The 20,706-nt window shown below is 38.8% G+C and carries 21 protein-coding genes; 8 read left to right on the forward strand and 13 right to left on the reverse strand.

The features are described from left to right. Nucleotides 1–19: 19 nt before the first annotated feature. From YK48G_RS05035 to YK48G_RS05055, 5 genes are all read right to left on the reverse strand, one after another. Nucleotides 20–1,339 (reverse strand): hypothetical protein, encoded by a 1,320-nt coding sequence (locus YK48G_RS05035; RefSeq protein ID WP_203629632.1) that lies wholly within the window; start codon nt 1,337–1,339, stop codon nt 20–22. Nucleotides 1,340–1,360: 21 nt separating this feature from the next. Beyond that, a complete protein-coding gene (locus YK48G_RS05040) occupies nt 1,361–2,236 on the reverse strand; it encodes a hypothetical protein (RefSeq protein ID WP_203629633.1) in 876 nt (291 codons plus the stop codon). Nucleotides 2,237–2,568: 332 nt separating this feature from the next. Further along, on the reverse strand, nt 2,569–2,772 hold the full coding sequence (locus YK48G_RS05045) for a cold-shock protein (RefSeq protein WP_013728822.1): 204 nt from the start codon (nt 2,770–2,772) through the stop codon (nt 2,569–2,571). A 269-nt stretch (nt 2,773–3,041) separates the two neighbouring features. Further along, nucleotides 3,042–5,081 carry an ATP-dependent Clp protease ATP-binding subunit gene (locus YK48G_RS05050; RefSeq protein ID WP_203629634.1) on the reverse strand — a complete coding sequence of 680 codons (2,040 nt, stop codon included), beginning with the start codon at nt 5,079–5,081 and terminating at the stop codon, nt 3,042–3,044. A gap of 290 nt (nt 5,082–5,371) precedes the next feature. Further along, on the reverse strand, nt 5,372–5,800 hold the full coding sequence (locus tag YK48G_RS05055; RefSeq protein ID WP_203629635.1) for an OsmC family protein: 429 nt from the start codon (nt 5,798–5,800) through the stop codon (nt 5,372–5,374). Nucleotides 5,801–6,135: 335 nt separating this feature from the next. Here YK48G_RS05055 and YK48G_RS05060 point away from each other — a divergent pair, with 335 nt between their 5' ends. From YK48G_RS05060 to YK48G_RS05080, 5 genes are all read left to right on the forward strand, one after another. Continuing rightward, nucleotides 6,136–6,729: a helix-turn-helix domain-containing protein gene (locus YK48G_RS05060; RefSeq protein WP_203629636.1), complete on the forward strand. Its 594-nt coding sequence runs from the start codon at nt 6,136–6,138 to the stop codon at nt 6,727–6,729. 49 nt (nt 6,730–6,778) lie between these two features. Then, complete coding sequence (locus YK48G_RS05065; RefSeq protein ID WP_203629637.1) at nt 6,779–7,678, forward strand: ABC transporter ATP-binding protein; 900 nt, start codon at nt 6,779–6,781, stop codon at nt 7,676–7,678. Further along, nucleotides 7,671–8,438: a DUF2705 family protein gene (locus YK48G_RS05070; protein ID WP_203629638.1), complete on the forward strand. Its 768-nt coding sequence runs from the start codon at nt 7,671–7,673 to the stop codon at nt 8,436–8,438. The genes YK48G_RS05065 and YK48G_RS05070 overlap by 8 nt, the downstream gene beginning before the upstream one ends. A 191-nt stretch (nt 8,439–8,629) precedes the next feature. Beyond that, on the forward strand, nt 8,630–9,325 hold the full coding sequence (locus YK48G_RS05075) for an NAD(P)H-dependent oxidoreductase (protein ID WP_203629639.1): 696 nt from the start codon (nt 8,630–8,632) through the stop codon (nt 9,323–9,325). Nucleotides 9,326–9,327: 2 nt separating this feature from the next. Further along, nucleotides 9,328–9,507, forward strand: a complete 180-nt coding sequence (locus YK48G_RS05080; protein WP_203629640.1) for a hypothetical protein — start codon at nt 9,328–9,330, stop codon at nt 9,505–9,507. A gap of 264 nt (nt 9,508–9,771) precedes the next feature. Here the strand turns inward: YK48G_RS05080 and thiD are convergent, their stop codons facing one another. Next, entirely contained in the window at nt 9,772–10,584 is an 813-nt protein-coding gene (gene thiD, locus YK48G_RS05085) for a bifunctional hydroxymethylpyrimidine kinase/phosphomethylpyrimidine kinase (RefSeq protein WP_203629641.1), read from the reverse strand. A gap of 163 nt (nt 10,585–10,747) precedes the next feature. Between thiD and YK48G_RS13595 the strand changes: the two genes are divergently transcribed. From YK48G_RS13595 to YK48G_RS05095, 3 genes are all read left to right on the forward strand, one after another. After that, complete coding sequence (locus tag YK48G_RS13595) at nt 10,748–10,870, forward strand: hypothetical protein (protein ID WP_284692015.1); 123 nt, start codon at nt 10,748–10,750, stop codon at nt 10,868–10,870. A 472-nt stretch (nt 10,871–11,342) separates the two neighbouring features. Next, complete coding sequence (locus YK48G_RS05090; protein ID WP_203629642.1) at nt 11,343–12,050, forward strand: LytR/AlgR family response regulator transcription factor; 708 nt, start codon at nt 11,343–11,345, stop codon at nt 12,048–12,050. Further along, on the forward strand, nt 12,047–13,339 hold the full coding sequence (locus YK48G_RS05095) for a sensor histidine kinase (protein WP_203629643.1): 1,293 nt from the start codon (nt 12,047–12,049) through the stop codon (nt 13,337–13,339). The genes YK48G_RS05090 and YK48G_RS05095 overlap by 4 nt, the downstream gene beginning before the upstream one ends. On the opposite strand, the gene YK48G_RS13665 is transcribed toward YK48G_RS05095, so the two are convergent. The 7 genes from YK48G_RS13665 to YK48G_RS05130 are packed head-to-tail and all read right to left on the reverse strand — an operon-like array spanning nt 13,223 to nt 19,398. Next, nucleotides 13,223–14,242, reverse strand: coding sequence for a CPBP family intramembrane glutamic endopeptidase (locus tag YK48G_RS13665; protein ID WP_373300169.1), 1,020 nt, complete (start codon nt 14,240–14,242; stop codon nt 13,223–13,225). The genes YK48G_RS05095 and YK48G_RS13665 overlap by 117 nt on opposite strands. After that, nucleotides 14,232–14,933 carry a hypothetical protein gene (locus tag YK48G_RS05105; protein WP_203629645.1) on the reverse strand — a complete coding sequence of 234 codons (702 nt, stop codon included), beginning with the start codon at nt 14,931–14,933 and terminating at the stop codon, nt 14,232–14,234. The genes YK48G_RS13665 and YK48G_RS05105 overlap by 11 nt, the downstream gene beginning before the upstream one ends. A gap of 16 nt (nt 14,934–14,949) precedes the next feature. Next, the gene (locus YK48G_RS05110) at nt 14,950–15,675 is read right to left on the reverse strand and encodes an ATP-binding cassette domain-containing protein (RefSeq protein WP_203629646.1); all 726 of its coding nucleotides are present in this window, start codon (nt 15,673–15,675) and stop codon (nt 14,950–14,952) included. A gap of 3 nt (nt 15,676–15,678) precedes the next feature. Then, nucleotides 15,679–16,452: an ABC transporter permease gene (locus YK48G_RS05115; RefSeq protein WP_203629647.1), complete on the reverse strand. Its 774-nt coding sequence runs from the start codon at nt 16,450–16,452 to the stop codon at nt 15,679–15,681. Beyond that, entirely contained in the window at nt 16,445–17,368 is a 924-nt protein-coding gene (locus tag YK48G_RS05120) for an ABC transporter ATP-binding protein (protein WP_203629648.1), read from the reverse strand. Before YK48G_RS05120 ends, YK48G_RS05115 begins: the two co-directional genes overlap by 8 nt. 25 nt (nt 17,369–17,393) lie before the next feature. Continuing rightward, nucleotides 17,394–18,263, reverse strand: a complete 870-nt coding sequence (locus YK48G_RS05125) for a hypothetical protein (RefSeq protein ID WP_203629649.1) — start codon at nt 18,261–18,263, stop codon at nt 17,394–17,396. Continuing rightward, on the reverse strand, nt 18,256–19,398 hold the full coding sequence (locus YK48G_RS05130) for a ThiF family adenylyltransferase (RefSeq protein WP_203629650.1): 1,143 nt from the start codon (nt 19,396–19,398) through the stop codon (nt 18,256–18,258). Before YK48G_RS05130 ends, YK48G_RS05125 begins: the two co-directional genes overlap by 8 nt. Between the last annotated feature and the right edge of the window lie 1,308 nt (nt 19,399–20,706).

Below are 20,706 nucleotides of genomic sequence, written 5' to 3' on the forward strand. Positions count from 1 at the left end.
AACGTGCAAAGTTAATGAATTAGTTAGTTGATGTGTCGGCAGCCTGCCCCAAAATAATCATGCCATCGCCGGGATAACCAGCCCCGGAGATGATGCCTGCTGGAAAGACGATTGAGCCGATTTGATAACCATTATACTGGCTGGGATCAACACCTTGGGCTTTAATCGCCGCTTTGACGGCCTGCAAATCGTATGGTTTGGCGACCTTGCCGTTTAGATCAATGACTTTGATATGGCTGAGGCCAGTTTCGCTTTCAATTTTGGGGATAAATTGCTTGTCATTGGCAGCGATATTTTCGCCAGAGGAATACCAGAGGCTGATGAATTGATCTAACTTAGTGCTATGCATTGTCGTAGAGAATAGATCGTCAACTTGATGATCAAAGCGGCTCAACGCTTGATTGCCGATAGTGCCCGAGTATGCGTCGGGGTTGTCGGTGGGAGAATTAGTCGGGTTAGAGCTGTTTGACTCATCATTGGCATTGGTATCAGAATTATTTTGATGACTGGCTGTAGCTGGTTGAATGATGACAACCCCTTGGCCATAGGCACGGCTTGACTTAGGACATGCATACGCACCGATTTGGTCACCTTTAAATGCGTGGAAATTCTCATTGCCTTCAGCCCCTGTGATGGCGTTGTTCACGTAATCTTTGAATGAAAGGCTGCCGGCTTTTAATTTAGCAAGATTGCCTGATGCTTGTTTTTCGTATAAGAACTTAATTTTAGGCGTGCTTTTCCAAAGAGCTGGATAGTCCTTAGTCAGCATGTCTTCAAAATCCTGGGCTGCATTCCATGGCTTACTTGGATCCTCAATGGTGGCGTACTGCTGAAACTTGTTAGCAATTGTCTGAAGTTGAGCATTGGGGACTGTGCTGTCAAAGTAGCCAATTAACGTTTGGCTGAGGCTGTTGGTAGTGGCATCTTGCTGATTCGTTGTTGAGTTGGTGTCAGAGTTGGCGGCTGTTGCGTTGGGATTCACGCCCCGAGCCAAAAAGCCATGCCAAACCAAGCCACTAATAGTGCCCTTGCCGTTAGTAACGTAAAAGTAGCGATAATTTTTACCAGTCGTCCGCCAATGAATCAGTAGGCTTTTCGAAACATACCAAGTGGTCTTTGGATAATTCTTCAAGTTGTGGATCTTGGCAGTATGGGTTGGGTTGTACATAAATACGGAGCGAAAGGTCGAAACGTGATAAGGCGTTTTTGAATGATATCTCGTTTTAAGAATCGTGTAACCACCAGCCGCATGAGCAGCCAATTGATGGGTACCTACAAGACAGAATACGGCAAAAGTCGTGGCTAATCCTAATAATCTTTTATTCCCTCTTTTATTCATAAAATAGCCTCCAAATGGTTTTCACTGATTTGCTGGTGCTAATAGCGCAATCGTATAGTCGCCCATTTTTGAATAGTTATGGTCGGGCGTTTGTGAGTAGATTGGCTGGCTAGTCATGCCAATCTGCCATCCTTGGAATTTGGCCAGATTAATGTGCTGCTTTTTGAGGTCGGCCCGCACAAAGGTTGAAAATTTGAGTTGGCCGAGCGCCAATTGACGACTTTGCTGGGCAGTGGGGGCCACTGAGTTCTTGATGTAGGTCATTTGATTGAGTTTGTCGCCCCATTCTTTGCGGGTTACAGAATCAAAATCATGGCCGAGTTGTCCGGCAGCGGCATCATCCAACTTGGTATTTCTCGTTGTTCCCTCGAATTGTTTCATCACCGGGGCATCTTGGTAGCTGGTAACCGCTGAATCATAGTAGTCATCGTCATCTTCATCGATTTCACTGAGATCAATCAATTCGTCCTTGGTAGCAAAGGGAATGCCGCCGGGGTTTCCTTTGGTAACGTTGGCGTTGTTATCTCCCTCCTTGGTGCTTGAGCTATTATCCTTTGACAGATAGCCTTGCCAAACATAACCTTTGACGGTGTCCGCGCCGTTTCTAACGTAGTAAAATAAACCCGTTTTCTGGCCATTGGTCATTTTAAACGCCTTGGTCGCGTACCAGGTAGTGTTAGGATAGTTGGTCAAGTGATGTAGCCTTTTGGTCAAATTGGCGTTCCATAGATAAGCTTTCTGGCTGGTGTTATTCCAGTGGTAAGCCACGTTGCTAACAGTTTTTGACTTAATAACGTGATAGACACCTCGAGCATGAGCTGGCTGTGAGGTTGATAGGCCGACTGCACAGCCAAGGAATCCTAGGGTTGTCGCAAGTATGTAAAGTGATTTGTTCATAACGCACCTCCATGTGATGATTTTAGTATAGCACCTTGATTACAAATGTAACATGGGTGGAATAATTGATAACGTTTCCTTAAAAGCGCTAGGTGTTGATATCACTAGGATGTGGTTATTTGTAATTGATTGGTAAAAGTTAATGGTGGCCAACAGTTTTACTGATTATGAATGGTAATGTGTGAGTGGGGGCGTTGGTTAGATTTACCAGAACTTTATGGAGAGTCGTTAACGATTTAGCTCGGCTCGATAATTTGGATTGCCGCTTTGTCGCCATAAAAAAAGAACCAACCATTTCTGGTTGATTCTCTCAGGTTTAATTAAAAAGTAAATTAGTCTTCGATTGGTGTAACGTTTGCAGCTTGTGGGCCACGGTCGCTGTCTTCAACGTCAAGGGTAACTTTTTGGCCTTCGTCTAATGACTTGAAGCCGTCTTTGTTGATAGCTGAGAAGTGAACAAATACGTCACCATCGTCAGTAGTAATGAAGCCATAACCCTTATCAGCGTTGAACCATTTAACAGTACCTTGTTTCATAATATATGAAACCTCCTTGCGCTTTTTGCGCATTTTAAATTTAATGCATCTAGTTGAACGTGATTCCAAGGAAGTCATTTCATAAAACTATAAAACAAGTACCTTTGAAACTCGGAAACCTAAAACACATTAACAATAGGATACCTTATCCATCGAACTATGTCAATGACAACGCATTGTTTATACAGAAAATGCCTCGCTAATCGCTTTGACAGCAACCAGTAAGGCATTTTTGCTAATTATTCAACTGGCTTTAATTAAACCGCCAATTATGCAGCGACTTGGCTATCTGTCGGCGTCACGACGATGGTGTTGTTATTTTTAAGATCGACGTTGAACGACTTAACGTCAGGATTTTCTAAATAACTGTTGGTCAACTTATCGGTAATTTCCTTGGTAATTACTCGATGCATTGGTCGAGCCCCCAATTCTTTACTGTAGCCCATGTCGACTAACTTATTCTTGGCGTTATCAGTTACGGTAAAGTGGATACCTCGCGACTTATTGACTAATGCGTTCAAATCGTTGAGCATCAGATCAAGAATCTTCAGCAAGTCTGGCTTGGTCAATGAATTGAACTGAATAATGTCATCAATTCGATTCAAGAATTCCAGCTTGAAGTACGGCTTTAATCTGTCGATGACGTTTTGCTTGTCGTCGGTTGTTCCTTGGCCAGCGTTACTCGTCATAATAATGACGGTGTTGCTAAAGTCAACGGTTCGGCCTTGAGCGTCTGATAGGCGACCGTCGTCCAAGATTTGTAACAGCAGGTTCAAAACATCTGGGTGCGCTTTTTCAATTTCGTCCATCAAAATGAGGCTGTATGGGTGACGACGAACTTGTTCGGTTAAGCGGCCGCCTTCTTCGTAACCCACGTAACCAGGAGCTGAGCCGATCAGCTTGCTGGCGCTGATTTTATCCATATATTCAGACATATCGTATCTAAACATGGCTTTGGTAGTGCCAAACAACTCTTTTGCAAGGGCCTTAGCCGTTTGTGTCTTTCCGACACCGGTTGGGCCGACAAACAAGAAGCTGCCAATTGGCCGATTGCCTTCCGTAAAGCCAACCCGGCTTCGACGGATAGCGGCCGAGATTGCATCAAGGGCGTTATCTTGGCCGATGACTTCTTTCTTCAAGTCCTTGTCGAGATTATTGAGTTGGTTGACTTCGTTCTTATTAACATCGGTAACTGGCACCCCGGTAATGCGTTCAACTACTGATTGAATGACTTCCGGCGTTACTTTTGGTGTTTCGACCTTGGTGCCGTTGTCAATGTTCTTAATCTGTTCGTTAACTTTATCAAGCTTATCTCGTAATTGAGCGGCCTTTTCGAAATCATCCTTGGAAGAAGCAGCCTGCTTGTCCTTTTCAAGCTGTTGAGCTTCTTGTTGTAAGGTGGACTTATCCTTGGTTAATGATGAGCCCATGGCAACTTTGGCACCAGCTTGGTCAATCAAGTCAATCGCTTTATCAGGGTTCATTCGATCCTGAATGTAACGGTTGCTTAAGGAAACAGCAGCTTTTAAAGCATCAGCGGTATAGGTGACGTGGTGGAACTTCTCGTACTTTGGTGCCAAGCCCTTAATAATGGTTAAGGTATCTTTTTCACTCGGTTCGTTAATCATAATTGGCTGGAACCGCCGAGCCAATGCTTGATCTTTTTCAATATCACGGTATTCATTGCTGGTGGTGGCCCCAATCAACTGGAAGTCGCCCCGGGCCAACTTTGGCTTTAAAATGTTGCCGGCGTCCATCTTGTCGCCTTCACCAGTGGATCCAGCGCCCATAATCTGGTGGATTTCATCGATGAACAAGATGACGTTTTTATCCTTGGAAACGTCATCGATTAATTGCTTCATTCGCTGTTCAAATTGGCCCCGGATTCCGGTGCCTTGAACTAATGAAACCACATCAATCGAAATAATCTTCTTGTTCAAGAGCTTCTCAGAAACGTCACCAGCGACAATCTTTTGGGCCAAGCCTTCAACAACGGCAGTCTTACCAACCCCGGCTTCACCAATCAAAACCGGGTTGTTCTTAGTCCGGCGACTGAGGACTTCTTCCATTTGTTCAATTTCTTTATCTCGGCCAATGACCGGATCTAATTTGCCATCTTTGGCCATTTGGGTGAGGTCAGTTCCGTATTGATCTAATAAAGTTTGCTTGTTTTGCGGCTGACGCTCCTGCACCTGAATTGGCTGTTGTCGCATTTGCCGTTGCCCGTCGGCATCATTAAATGCTTGCTTGAAGAACGGGTCATTGAAAATATCATCAAAACCATTGGTGCCGAAAATATCATTATCCATCAAAATACCCCCTTGTTAGTTGAGCCAAATCTTTGCTTAACTCAACGGTCTTAAAGTGTTTGAGTTTAAATGTGCTAATTTTAAAAGTCGTTCGTTAACGGGAACGTTTATTCCCCTACCGAACAACTATATATTATCACATGTTTGTTATGTATGCAAGAAAGGAGCACGGGAATCATCTGGATTAAACGCCTATATATAGGCGTTATTAAAATAGTTTCAAAAAAATTCCGAAAAAATTAGCACTCAATAAAATTGAGTGCTAACAAGATAAGTAATTTTCGTGATGATTACGGTGTCGTAATTTCAAACGTAAATTCAACGGCATTTTGTAAAGTATTGTGAATCGTGGAGACATGAATAACGTCTTCGACAAATTGTTCAGTTTTGGCTTTATCCATATCGTCTGATTGACAATCAATCTTGGCGTGAATTTTAGTAACCCGAGATGATTTGTCGGGGTAGCGTTCAGTTTCGGCGGTGAAATCCATATCAAACTTGTTGAGCTTGATTTTGTATTTGGGACTATGCGCATAAGCTGCAGCGCTGGCACCTAGGCAAGCCCCCAGTGCGCCCAGTAGATATTCGACGGGAGAAGGGCCGGTATCGGTTCCGTGATGATCAGTTGGCGTGTCTGAGACAAATCGATGAAGTCGGGTGGTATGAACAACTTTGGCACCAATGTTGTGTAGTTCTGAATGAAGGGTGTATTCTGACATAGCTAATTCTCCTTTGTTAGTTTCTGCCCATAGTTTACAATAAAAGAGAGCGCTTCCCAACAGAAAGTGCAAAAGCTATTTGAAATATCAAGTAAGCATATTAATTGAGAGGGTTGGATTGGATACAGATACTTCTAAAACACCAAAGTGGTGACACAATTTGTTATCGGATAAGCGTTCGGTTTCTGGTTTGCGGTTTGTGTCATCAACTGATTTATAGGGAGAGTTAACTTGATTTAATCTAACTTTTTTGATTAATTCGTTGATTTAGCGCTTATGCTTGAGAGATAAGCTTGTTATATAGTGACAATGAATTTACATTGGGGGTGATCGATATGGTTGATAACCAATTTGCTCGACGGCTTAGGGATCAAAGGAAGGCTTCGTCTTTAACTCAACAACAATTGGCAGATCGCCTAAATGTTTCAAGAAAGACAGTTTCAGGTTGGGAAACCGGCCGAAGTTTACCTGATATTGATACCTTGCGGCGAATGGCAGCGGTTTATCGAGTCTCTCTTGATCAGTTAGTATCGAATCCGCAGCAGTTTAAAAGTCGTGAAATTCTGATGGCGCGGCAATCGTCTAAGATCCATCGGTTTACAAGTAGTGTTCTGACTGTCATTTTAGCCATCTTAGTAGCCGAACGAGTGACTCAATATGCGACGATGGCTGCATTCTTATTGATGGACGTATTCGTCTTTTTGATTTTGGGACTGCGGATTTTAATCAGTAAATATGGTTTAAAAAAAGTCGATCCACTGAAATCTCCTATATTTTTAAGCGGCTATGTTTTGTTTACGGTATCAGCGATTGCCAGTGCAATTATGTATGTGTTTAAAATGGGGTTTGGCTTTCAGTATGGATTGGGATTTTCTGGTTACTTAGCGCTATTCAACCTGTATTTAATTTGGCGGCATAGGGCTGATTAAGTTGAGTCGTTAATCAATCGATCACATCTGAAAATGGGAAGTGATTGAAATGAAGGATATATTAGTTTTTAAGCACTTAACAAAGCAGTTTGGCAAACGAAGCGTTTTGGATGATCTTTCATTTAATGTTCCCAAGGGACACATTGTCGGCCTAGTCGGACCAAACGGCGCTGGTAAATCAACAATTATGAAGTGTATTTTGGGCATCTATTCTTATGATCAAGGTGAACTATTCTTCGATGGCCAACGGATCACTAAGCATAACGTCAATGAGATGAGCTTAAAGACGGGTGCCTTAATTGAAAGCCCGTCGATCTATCCATTTTTAAGCGGATTTCAGCATTTTAAGTTGTATTCAGCTAGTAAGGATGAAGTGAATAGAATAGTTGCTTTATTAGGGATGCAGAATTATATTCACCAAAAAGTGACTGGATATTCTTTTGGGATGAAGCAAAAGTTAGGAATTGCTCTGGCACTGATTAATCAACCAGAATTAGTTATTCTTGACGAACCAATGAATGGCTTGGATCTAATGGCTACGCTGGATCTACGAAATATGATTAAAACAGAAGCGGCTAAGGGCGTAACGTTTATTGTTTCTAGCCATATTTTGAGTGAACTTGAAAAGATTTCTGATGATATTATCTTGATTAATAACGGAAAACTTGTTTTCCAGACAACTTTACAAGCCTTACGCGGCCTCGGTAAGCGATATTATTTAATTACCACCAATGATAATAAGAGGGCTATGGCGCTGCTGGACGCAAAGGGAATTAAGGCCGAGCTACAACAGCATTCAATTAAAATTAATAATTCAAATGACCGGCTAACTGATTCACTGAAAGTAATATTGACAAACGACCTTCAACTTTGGGACGTAAGTCATGAGGGAATGGATTTGGAGAGTGCAACTTTGCGTTTCATCAAAGGTGGTGCTGATCATGATTGATTTACTCAGGCAAGAACTTTATAAAATGGTTCATCAAAAGAGTATTCAATTTTCACCGTTGATTTTGTTTAGCCTGATGTTGTTTGTTGGATTTGCGTCAATCCACACAGGTGATCTAAATGATTATATTTCTCAGGGATTTGCGGCCGCACAGTGGTTGGACATCTTGATTATTATTGCCAGTGCCAACATTATTTCAATGGAATTTGAACACGGAACAATCAAACATTTAATTGCTCAGCATAATCAAAGATTGTTAATCTATCTTTCTAAAATGATTGTCATTGGTATATACTGCGTTGTGCTTCATTTGTGTGCGTTTATTTTTGCAATTGTTGTGAAGTACGCCGTGTATGGAAACAGTTATCCGTTTAGCGCAATTTATGACAACCATCAAACGGTCATGCAAAATTTATTGACGAGCATTTTGAGCAATCTTTTTTCATGTTTGTTAGTTGTGACTGTCGTTTTCCTAATTGCGAGCCTGAGTCGAACAAGTTCAATTGCGGCTGTCGTTGGTGTTCTTTTCATTTTTATGGCGACAGCAGTTTCAAGAATTCTAATTAATACTGTTGGGAGGGCCTTGCCAAGTATTAAATGGAATCCTGGTAACATGTTCAATGTGGCTTTTCAGTTTTTAACTCCAGATGTATATCAACAATCAATGTTGACCAACACGCAACTGGTCATTGGCAACTTGATTTGGGCGGTTATATTTATTGCCCTTGGATACGGTGCTTTTAAGCGTAAGCGCATATAAGAATGGCTGTGTGATAATATCAGCTGATTCTCAAGCGTGGATCTAAATTGACAGATGTTAAGCAGAAATGCCTGACATCTGTTTTTTGCAATGGGAGCAAATCTTCTTTGCTAGCTCAGCAGGATAGTCTAGAATAATAGCTGATCAATAGAATAGTCAAAAATGATAATAACCATTTGAAGAGGTTAAAAATGAAAACATTAATTCTAATTTCTCATCCAAAGTTAGCGGATTCAGCTACTCAGGAATTTCTAAAAACAGCTGGGAAATCTCAAACAAACGTAGCATTTGAGTATATCGATGACCTGTATAAGGGAACTAAAATCGATATTGTCCAAGAACAGCAGCGACTCATAAAATATAATCGAATGGTTTTTCAATTCCCATTGTATTGGTATTCATCACCAGCAAGTTTGAAGCAGTACATGGATGATGTCTTCACCCGAAAATTTGTGGTGGCTAATCATCTGCTGCGGAACAAAGAACTGGGTATTGTAGTGACTTTGGGCGATGCTGAAGCCGAATTTCAAGCTGGTGGCAGTGAACACTTCACGATTTCCGAACTGTTGCGGCCATTCGAAGCATTTGCTAATAAGGCGGGGATGACTTATCTCAAGCCGTTTGTAGTGAGCCAATTTGGCTATCTGGAAGAAGAACAAAAAGAATTGTTATTGGTTGATTATTTGCAGTATGTGAGTGCCCAAATGCCATTGAGTCTGGATAATCGGGAGAAATGGTTGGTTGACCAATTGACTCATATGAAACAGGAAAAGTCTGAGGATGACCAGCAGAAGTTAGATCTTATCATCGGTTCAATCGAGGCCCGGCAAGACCAGCTTGATGATTTGAAAACAAACGTTAAAATGATTCGCGATCAGGAGGAATGAGCATGAGTGACACAACGGATTGGTTGACCAAGCAATTATCCCAGTTGCAGGAGCAGGAGCCGTCATTTATTAATCGCTCAATTTTAGAAGCCACTAAAGCATTGGTAGCCGAGCAGAATAAACGGATTCGTCAGGCTCAAGATGAGATTGACGGGCGAATTTGGAGCCCGGATAAGTGGTAGGGATGCTTCTGGGAGATAAAGTGAGTAAAAATGACTCTTATGTAATGAAATATCATCGAGGTAAGAATAATACTTGCACTAAAAAAGCAGCCACCCAAAAGATGACTGCCACGCTTCTTTTGCCGTAGTAGAAGCTGAAGGACATTATTTTGACGACGTTAGCCGCCGAATAGCTATGCGAACTCGAAGGCCAATACGGGATTTTATCCCAACTCAATAATGACGTGATCAGAAAATAGTTTCATTCATAACACCGGCTTATTTTTAGAGTTCGTCCGCCGGGGCCCAGTGATTAATTGGGCCGAATTTATGGCCAACTTGAATTTCATTGGCAATTGCGACATCCACAAACTTTTTGGCGATTCGAACGGCGGTTTCAATGTCTTCACCCTTGGCCAATTCGGCAGCAATGCAGGCGGATAAACTATCGCCCGTGCCGTTTTTGCGTTCGGTTGGGTAGAAGTCACCAGTTAACCAGAAGCTTTTGCCAGATTCAAGGAGGATGTAATCTGACACCTTGGTTTGGTTGGGGTCGTGGTGGCTACCCTTTAAGACGATATTTTTGGCCCCAAGGCTTCGGAGCTTTTCAGCCGCCGTCTTCATATCATCGTCGGTTTTAATGTCCATCTCAGCCAACTTTTGCGCTTCAAAGAAATTTGGCGTGATGACGTCGGCGAGAGGGATTAGTTCATCCCGCAAAGTCTTATAAGCACTCTGTTCCAGCAGCATATTACCATGCTTGGTAGTAATGACTGGATCAACAACCAAGGGGCCAAAGTCATATTTTTGATAATTCTTGATAACGGTGCGGATTAATTCCGAATCAGAAAGCATTCCCGTTTTGCTTGCCCGAACGTGGTAGTCATCAGCCAGGTCTTTGAATTCATTATCAATAAAGGACGTCGGTAAATTGACTGCATCGTGGATCCCGTAACTGTTGCCGGCCACGCAGGCGGTCATTACGGACGTGCCGTAGACCTTGCGTCTAAAGAAGGTGTGCAGATCTGCCTGCATCCCTGCACTGCCGTCACTGTCTGAACCTGCAATTGTGAGCGCTTGTGGATATTCGTTTGCCATATTAATTCACCTCATATCGTTTCTTAACTACTAACAATACCATAATTTACGGAAATTGATAGTGAAATGTGAAATAGATTTGCGTTAGTACCTGCAGGTGTATTATAATAGTTTAGTCTATTGGAATTCTAGAAAAGTAATAAATAATAAGGAGAGTTTAACTATGCGTATTTGTCATCCACACGGTGTTCAGGGCCGTCGCCCAATCAACCGTAAAAAAGACCTTAAGCGGAATAAAGAACTAGCAGATTTGCAACACTTCTTGAAGCAAAAGCCTGCTAAGTAAGGTAAAAAATCCCAGCCGGAGATGATCTTTGGCTGGGATTTTTTGACGGCTTATTGTATTGGTCTTTGGAGATTCTAGTTGAAAATACTGATACGGTGTCTTTGTCAACCACTTCTAAATAAATTCAGAAGCTTGTGAGAATAGTGTTACAGCTATGATTTGCTTAGATACAGCAGGTCTTACGTGCTAGTTATCAAAGCCTTTAATGTCCGCAGGTTACCAGACGGACAAAGGGATGATCCCCTTTGCTAAGATGCTTTTGGCGGCATTGTGGTCGCAAAGATACTGCTAAATTCCCTTCACTCATAACTTTTCGAACCCAATGCATTTATTGAACAATAAGTAACCATTATTCTTGGGTATCTGTGATAACTTGAAAAAGCGTTGTCTGATTTTTAATTTAAAAATAAAAAATTAATGGTATTATAATTATACTGATATTGTATTGGAGTGTACAGGAGGATAACGGATTATGATCAAAGTTGCGATATGTGATGACATTCCGGAAATGACATCACAAGTTGAGGACTTACTGACAAAGTATGATAGTTCTTTATTTCATTGTGATGTTTTTCTGACCTCGGAAAAACTAATGAGAAGTCTTGCAAGCACTGATTACGATTTTTTTATTTTAGATATTGAATTACCTGAACACTCTGGCATTGATATCGCAAAACTAATTAGAAAAAGTAATTATAATGTCCCAATTATTTTCTTAACAAGTTACAGCCAATACATGCCCGAGGTATTTGAAGTTCAGACCTTTGATTATATTATCAAACCCATTAGTCCAAACACACTGTTTCCAGTATTAGATAAAGTCGTTAAGTATCTGAATCTTGACGATAATCATTTTTCATTTACGTTTAATCGAATTTCGTACAATCTAAAGTTAAATAATATTATTTTTTTCGAAAAGCGCCGACGGCAGGTGATTATCCATACGCTCACCGGAAACTTAATAGCTAACATGGCAACCACAACGATTTTAAATAAGTTGGATAATTCGTTTGTACAAGTACACAATTCATTCATTATCAACCCTAGATATGTTCAAGAAATTGGAAACAATTTTGTTATTCTAACCTTTTCTGATCAATCACAAGAAATCCCAATTAGTCGAAAGTTCAAACACTCGGCACGAGATAAAATAATAACCCAGTTGAGGAACGAAATATGATAGTTGACGTCGTAATCAGACTTTCAAGCTTTATAATTTATGTATTCTTACTAAATTTTTTCTTTTTAGATGGATCTATTGATTTAAAGATTCAGCTTAAAACTATAGTATTTGTTTGTATACTTATGATTATTATTGCGCTTAATACGAGTCTCGTCCCTGAAAGTGTTGAGCCGGTTATCAATATTATTGTAACTGTTGGTTTAATAGTCACAATTGCTAAACATCATAATATTCCAGCGAAGGAAGCAATTTTTTTAACCATTATCTTCTTAGCAATTGACTTCATCTGTGAAACTTTGTCCGTTTCACTATTTGAAAGCCTGTTATCACCACAATTTGGTCCTACAAGCTTTTTATTTAAGATAATGACAACAGGAATTACTATGATTGTTGAAATTTTGCTGATTATAGGGGCAAAACTTATTTTTTTTAAAAACAAATCCTATTATCAATCATTAACAATACCTGCGCTACTTACACTAAGTTCTATTCCAATTATTTCAGTTATGATTTTGTTCAGCTTCTTACTATCCAAGCTTAATATTAACATTCAAAATAATTATTTTGAACTATTTGTCGTTTTGGGTATTCTATACATGAATATTTGTATCCTATACCTTTACAATAACTTAACAAGTCACTTGCGGAAAATTAATCAAATAACTCTTCAGAACAATGCTCTGAAAGCCGAAAGAAAGTACATTACTGAAATAAAAAAAACTCAGAAGACGATTCAATCTATTAGACATGATCTAAAAAATAGGTTCTTGGTCATTCTGGGACTACTTGATCAAAATGATATTGATTCAGCAAAAGAGTATTTGAATAAGACTCTTGATAGTGTTTCTACACACCAAGTTATGTATTCTGAAGATCCTGTCCTAAATTATATATTGAACGAAAAGAGTAAAATTGCGAAGAGAAATCATACGCAGTTCAACATTAAAGTATTTGTTTCACACAATATTGAAATTGAAAATGACATCTTCGCAATATTAATTGGAAATCTAATTGATAATTCATTGGAAGCAGTTGCTCGTCTCTCAGCTGGAAAAAGGCGATCCATTTCCCTCGTTATCAAACAGCTACACAAGAATCTCTTGATAGATATATCAAATTATTATGATCCAAAGGAAGTAATCACCAGAAAAAGCCGCCAATATGACGGTTTAGGTACCAATAATGTAAAAACTATCGTTAATGATTACCATGGCATTTATAAGCAGTGGACGGAAGGGGCTACTTATCATGTTGACATTGCATTGTTTAATGTTGCTCGTGACTAACTCGTGACTAATGAGGTTATTCAGAAGAATACAAGTTGTTAATAAAATTACAGTTGTTATAATTCCGCCTTCTATTCCGAAGTTGCCGCCACTCAATATGCTCCGCGTTGGTACTAACTGAAATTGAAATAACGATGATGGGAGGGAAAGATTACTTATTTCGCTACCAAATACAACGCCCATAACAAAATTCCATGCACCATGAAGGCTTGCAATTATCCAGATGTTTTGATGTGAGTAAACAATGAGTGAACATACGATGCTAAATAAGAAAAGATTCGTGATACTCACGATGGATGATCCACCGTTACTAGTATGAGCAAGTGTAAATATTAGCGAGCTCAATACAATTGATACTTTTATTGAAAATCTGGTGCAAAGTCCAATCATTAGATATCCTCGAAAAATTACTTCTTCACTTAATCCTTGTATCATAAAGCCTATTCCATAAATTAATGTATTCAAGAGTGATATGTTTGGAACCCAGATTAACTGAATACTTCCAGTAACTACATTGATGGCGACAATTACGCAAATAAGCAGACAGCCGATTATTAGTCCCTTATAAGTTTCAGAACCGATATCTTTTCTGGTGATCCCTAAGGAATGTAGACTACGTTTCTCAATGACATAAGAATATAACACAACTAAAATTAACGAAACACTTGTTGAAAATAGTTCTCCTTTAACAAACCAATTATTTTGAAAGTTCATTTGATCATTTGTTCTGTTGAATATCCAGAAAATTCCCAAAAATATTATTTGAGATATTGCTTGAGATGAAAGAATTATTGGTAGTTGCCATACAAGTGACGTTTTCCGAGTACTAGCCGTTAATTGTATAAGTCTCATGGTCTTCATAGTTTCCTCGTTGAATGCTTTTACAAAGGAATTATTCGGCATCAGTTTTCTCAATTCGTTTACCAAAGACTCTGCCAATAAAGCCAGTAATTAGTAACAACGAAATTGCACAAATAATCATTAGGTTAGCAGTAGTGATGGACAGTATTGCGGTAATATTTGACACTAGAACTACAAATACAACACTAGAAATTACTGTTGCAACTTTCGATGAGCGTTGGAGTCCAATAAAGACTGACAGTAACACTATAGCCAATGACATACTTACAATGATGGTTAGTGTTTGAATACATGCAATCCAATAGTCTAATAATGATCCAACAACTAGTTTTAGAAACATATTAGATGTCATAAAAACAATATTCGCAATTAATACTCCTAAAAATTCTTCACTCGTTATTATTACTGATAATGCAATTAATCTAGTATAAAACAAAGAACTTCGATTTATCGGCAGAAGAAAGGTTTCATTTTTACCGAATCCAATATAGTTATTAACAATCAGCTTGCTAGCACAAATAGCTCCATAAACAGAAACCACACACATTGTCACAGTTCCAGATAAGCTGACAATCCCTGAAAATCTAGTTAACAAACTTCCACTGTCCGATTCGTCAAATTTGCCAACAACAGCAAAAAAGAAAAGAAAAACACACTCAGTAAAAAATGCGTAAAGGATTATTGACTGCATCTTTTTTTTCATAGCATTGAATTCATGATTGAAATAATTCATAGTTAAGGCTCCTTACTTAGAACGGCTCATCCAGGTTCTTAATTTGGTCATTATAGATTTTTCTTATGCCGTCTGAGAACTTTCCATTTATTTGATAGGGCTTTTGGAACCCCCCAATATAGCCTTTATTCATAACTGCGATACTGGACACCATGTTTCCGAGGTCTTCGAACACATGACTGGTAACAATAACAATATTAGTCCTTGCAAAATTAATAAGCGTTTTTGTTATAGATTCAACTGTATCAACATCTAATCCATTAAATGGCTCATCTAAAATAAGAATTTTGGGATGATGTGAAAGTGCAACTGCTAATAAGAATTTTTGCCTCATGCCTAATGACATAGCGCCTAATTTCATTTTATATGAAATTTGCAAATGAACTTTACTTAACAAGTTATCCCAAGATTGAGGAGGTGTTAATGCGTAGTAGTAATAATGCTCTTCAAGGACCTCTGATGCAGATCTATTGAGCAAAAATTCTGATTGGGCAAAGACTGAGCCAATATTTTTTAATATTCTGCTGCGCGTATCAGGTGATAAAGGCGTTTCCTCTATATATATTTCTCCTTCATCAGGTCTTAATAGACCACAGATACATTTCAGTAAAGTAGTTTTCCCGGCACCGTTTGGACCAATAATCCCATATATTCCTGGCTCATTAATTACTATATCCTCAATATTAATTATCAAATCTCCATTAATGGATTTCTTGAGGTTCTGAAGTCTTAACTGTTCCATTAATTACTCCTTTCGCGACAAAGCACTAAGTGATAATCCATATCCAATCAGTCCCCAGCTTAGCACCACGAACATATCAGCCCATGAAAATTGGCTTGATTTGAAAAGTGTTGCTCGTATCAAATCACTCGTGGGAACAAACGGGAGAAACTGATAGAGTGCATATAAAAGATCCGGTATTCGACTTGCAGGATACGTAATTGGTGAAAACAAAAGTCCACCAATCATGATTACTTGAGTTATTAAAGACATAATGTTTGTGGGAAGCCAATAGGCTAATGAAAATCCAATCAGGATCATAGTAGCCAGCGAAATAATAATTACAAGGATACTAGTCGGGGAAATGTATAGGTGAATTTTAAATCTGATAACGGCCGCTATCCCTCCCATTACAATACCCGGCAGTGCCGCTACCCCCCAAATAATGGTATCTGCAATAATGATTTCACCTCGACTAACCGGTAAAGTTTTTTGATAATTAACAATACCATCTTGTTTTGCTGTGCTAATTATTTGCGCAGCCAGCACACACCCTACAGCGATAATCCCAATTGTAATTGTTCCCGAAGATAAGTAGACTGCTTCTTGGGGTCCTATCGATGGAAGAAACAAGCCCAACCCATAAACAATTGCAATTGATAAAATTATTTCAACCAGACTAAACGTGGGCAACAGGTATTTGTGACGAACTAGGCTCCACCAAATCACACCAGTAAACCTCTGTATGTAATTTGGTGGATCAAAGCTGAGTGTAGTAGAGTGTATTTTTTTAACCATCCGTTAACCCCCTATAAAGCATGTCAAGTGGGAAAGGTGATAAACTATAATGCGTAATTTTATTGCTTTTAATTCCCTGAAGTAACCATTCAATAGCCTTAGGAATCTGATCATTCGTTAAATGAATACTGTATTCCAAAGCACCATCCTTAATGTTGGTATTTAAATTATCGGGAATTTTTGCTTCGTCTAATGGCTTATTGCTAGTAATACTTAATAAAGATGAGCTAAGAAGCTCCTTTCTTAAAATGCTCGTATGCTCATCTTGAGTGACTTTGCCTTCATTTAGAAGGATGTATCGATCTGCGTATCGTTCCACTTCGAATAGATTGTGTGTCACAACTACAATGATATGGTCGTTGTTTGCTAGTTTTCGTAAATATTCCCATACAATAATTCTCCTAACAGGATCAACGTCATTAGTGGGTTCGTCAAAAAGTAAAATTGGTGGTGGTGCTACCACCGTCATTGCGAAAGAAGTTAATCTTTGTAGACCTCCAGATAATTTTTGGCCTGGAATATTTAACCATTTTTCAATTTTTAAATCATGGGCAATTTGGTCAATACTTTCATTCATTTCTAAATGTGAAATACCTCGGATTTTCCCCACTGCTTCAATTGCTTGTCTAAGTGTCACTCCAACTAAGGGAGCATGAAACTGTGGCATCATTGCAATTAACTCTCTTGCCTTATTTGACTCACGGATGAATGAAATGCCTCTATAAGTAATTGACCCACTGTCTGGTTTTACCACGCCCATTATTTGTTTCAGCAGCGTTGTTTTCCCTGCACCATTGTGTCCAGTTAGCGCAGTAATTTCCCCTGGACTAAAATCTACTGTAATATTTTTATTAGCATTGATTCTGCCATGTTTGTAGTTCTTACTTATTGAGTATGTGGATAGGCTAGTAACCATTTGTTACACCTCCAAATATAATTAATCACCAGATCTTTAGAAAGATTGCCAAGACAAATGGAATGCCCCATCCAAGCAAAATTAATAATGAGGTTAAATGACCAATAACCTTTAAAAATTGTGTTCCAAAAGTGTGGGTGGAACCAATCATTCGTTCATTTAAAAATGGATCGTCTATGAGCATTGCTACAAGTAATTGGCCGTCACATCTTTTATGAAATCTAAATTGCCATAAAATTCTGACCAGTAGAACCGAACTAGTTACTGAAAGCATCCAATTATTCACAAATAGCTGGGCGTAACTAAGTATTAGTAGTAAAAGTGTGTCAAGAATCATTCCTGCACTAACTGCTGAGACTCTTCCTAGTCTTGACCAAATCCAAATGTTAGATAACGAGACTTTAGCCGTTGCCATTTTAAACGATGTAATTAATTTAACCTTGTCGAAATTTTGGCTAAAAATTATGTGCATAATTTCATGGAGAATAGTGGTCAGTATGGAGACAAAAACAATGAATATTAAGTTTTCAGCGATCTGGATATTTGAGGATATTAGCTTATTTCCGAACGGAATGCCTATAATGAACATTAAAAAAATTACTCCAACACTGGATATTACTCCAAGATATAGCAAGGTTTTCCTACAAAGGATACATATAGTCGTCAACTGTTCTGGGATTATTTTAAACTGATTAACGTTTTTTAAAAATCCGTTCTGTTGTAGTGTTAATTTGAAATCGGTATCATACAAATCAAGATCAATTTTAGAGGCCATAAGAGAGGTTTTAGTAGCGTCATTAACAACTATTGGTTGGTTGGCTCCAGTCAATAGAATCCAATCACCATTTCTGAGTTGGCGACTCCCCACTTGATTAAGCTCGACAATGTCAGTCATAACTTATTTCCTTGTTTTTGTAATAATTAAAAATTTCCCAATCCTTTTCATTGCCATTTCCGCATGTTGGGCATTCTTTAGGGAATCGAGGCCACGTTGTATGTGTAAAGGACGAGCCGTCTTCATAATTGATTTCAAATTGGGTACCGAGACTTCTTGCAGGTGCATATCCAGTTAATACTCTGACGGCTTCATCAACAATTTCGGCGGTTAGCTGAAATATGCCTGGGCCATAGGCAATTGAGGGTGGATTAAAATTAATATTCCTAAAACCGACAAACTGTTCAATAAATTTAGGATCATGTTTGGAAAAGTTTAAATTAAGACAATCAAAGCACCCAGTTACTCCTGGAATTACGGTGTAAACACGTCCTCTGCTTACTTGTGATGCACCAAAAACACAGGGAATATTTGCCTTAACAATTGCCTTATTAACAATTCGATGGCTAAGAAACGGTGGCTCATCTATAGCACAGATCACTAGGTCAATACCATTTGTATATTGTAATACATCATTAGGACTTGTTATTTTTTGATTATGAACTTCAATTTCAATATCAGAGTTCATTTCATTTATTGCTTTCTTCGCAACTGCTGTTTTTAATTTTCCGATATCCGTTTCACGATACAAAAATTGTCTACCTAAATTTCCTAATTCAACTCGATCATAATCAACAATTGTAATCTTTTTAGGACCAAGGCCAGCGAGTAATGTCAATATATTTGACCCGCCACCGCCCAGACCAAGTAATAGAATGCTGGAATTATTAATTTTTTCTTGAATGCTAAATCGATTGCCACCACTATTTATAAATCTGCTAAAGTAGTCTATATTTGGAACATATCTTTCTTTAGTACTCTTTTCGGGTAGTGCCTCTTCAATTACACCTTGTTTATCTAATATGTTAAGGCCATACTCAATATCCTCTTCATTAATTTCCGGAAATTCTGTCTTCATTTCCGCCACTACGTTATCAATCGGTTGACCAGTTAATTTCGAAGCTAAGGACCAAAGTTGTCCTTCAGGATCTTCAAATTCGACAGTAATTCCAAGTTGTGCCCCGATTCGGAAAAGCTTATCGTTTAGTTGATATAGAGGGTAAATGGGCTTTATTCGTGGGTTTATATATTTCATAAGATCATCTCCATTTCATATGCTTAAAAACACACATGGTGAGGTCATCGTTACGATAAGCTCACCATGTTATTATGTGTGAAATTAAACTACGATCCACCAGGCAGTAGCGTCGACTTTCTCTGCTTTACGAACCTTTACTTTTCTCATCGCGATACCTAACCTTTCCGTGAAAATGCTATGTTGCGGCTTTCCACATGTATTTTAAAAGCGATGTTATAAACATTACTTAAATATTTATAACATCATTCATGTTATCTCTATCTTTCATCTTTGCACCAAACATGTCATAACTGGTGATATTAGTGTCATGATTGGCAAATTGTATAGCTACTATCAACATTTTTTAGATTATTAGTAAAGAACAGAAATAAGCTTAATAGCATTTTTAGCTTTTTGTAGTGGCCTCATTGCTACCTCTTGCTTGGTAGCAGTCAGGTGAACAAGCTTCTCAATATGGGCATATAAGGGTTAGAACATTAAGGCTACGTTTCTATTCAACATCGCAGGATAAAAACAAGTCAGAAATATGTATCAGGACACCGAAAAGATTTTATTTTTTGAGCTAAGAAGTCAGGTAACTACCGATTTTTTCGAGTCGCTAAAGCTCGTTAAAAAATTAGCTGGTTGAGTGGACTTTATGGCAGGTGTTTTCAGATTAAAAGAACTGAATTCGGAGCTGTTAGTAAGGCCAAAAAGTGTCGTCGACAGCGCCTGAGCTTGGTCACAAGCGATTTTAAATGGGGGTTAATTATTGCTGATTGAATCAGAGATAACGCGGATCAGTTATGACTATTTTTGGATTTCACAGACGACTCAAAAATTAAATTAGTTGTCGGTTGGTTAGCAATCTTTCAACGGAATCAGCCGCTTTTTTAGATTGTTTAAAATTTAAAAAGTAGGTGACTTGTGGTCGATAAGCGGCCCCCCAAGTAGGCCATAACGAGTCAAAATCCGCCTAATGCAATGTGAAAAGCCATCAAGGTTCGGATGGAAACCAATTAACGAGCTAACCCATCACAAAAGAGTTGATCAATTAAGACCTTTTGTTCTTCCTAGAAGGAAGTTGATTGGTTTATAAAAAATCACCGGCCATCTTTGGTTGATGGTCGGTGATTTTCATCTTTTCAACTTTATACCGAAGTGATTAAGAACTTCATATAATGATTTACAATACTCAGTAGTTAAGCCTGGCATTGAATAACAACTTAACAGTTTAACCTAGTTGTCTTCTGATAAGCGATTTGTCTTACTTTCACATTATACGAAGTGGCAAAACAAAACCGATAAGTAGGAGGTGTTACGAGC

It is taken from the genome of Lentilactobacillus fungorum (assembly GCF_016860605.1).
Lineage (GTDB): Bacteria > Bacillota > Bacilli > Lactobacillales > Lactobacillaceae > Lentilactobacillus > Lentilactobacillus fungorum.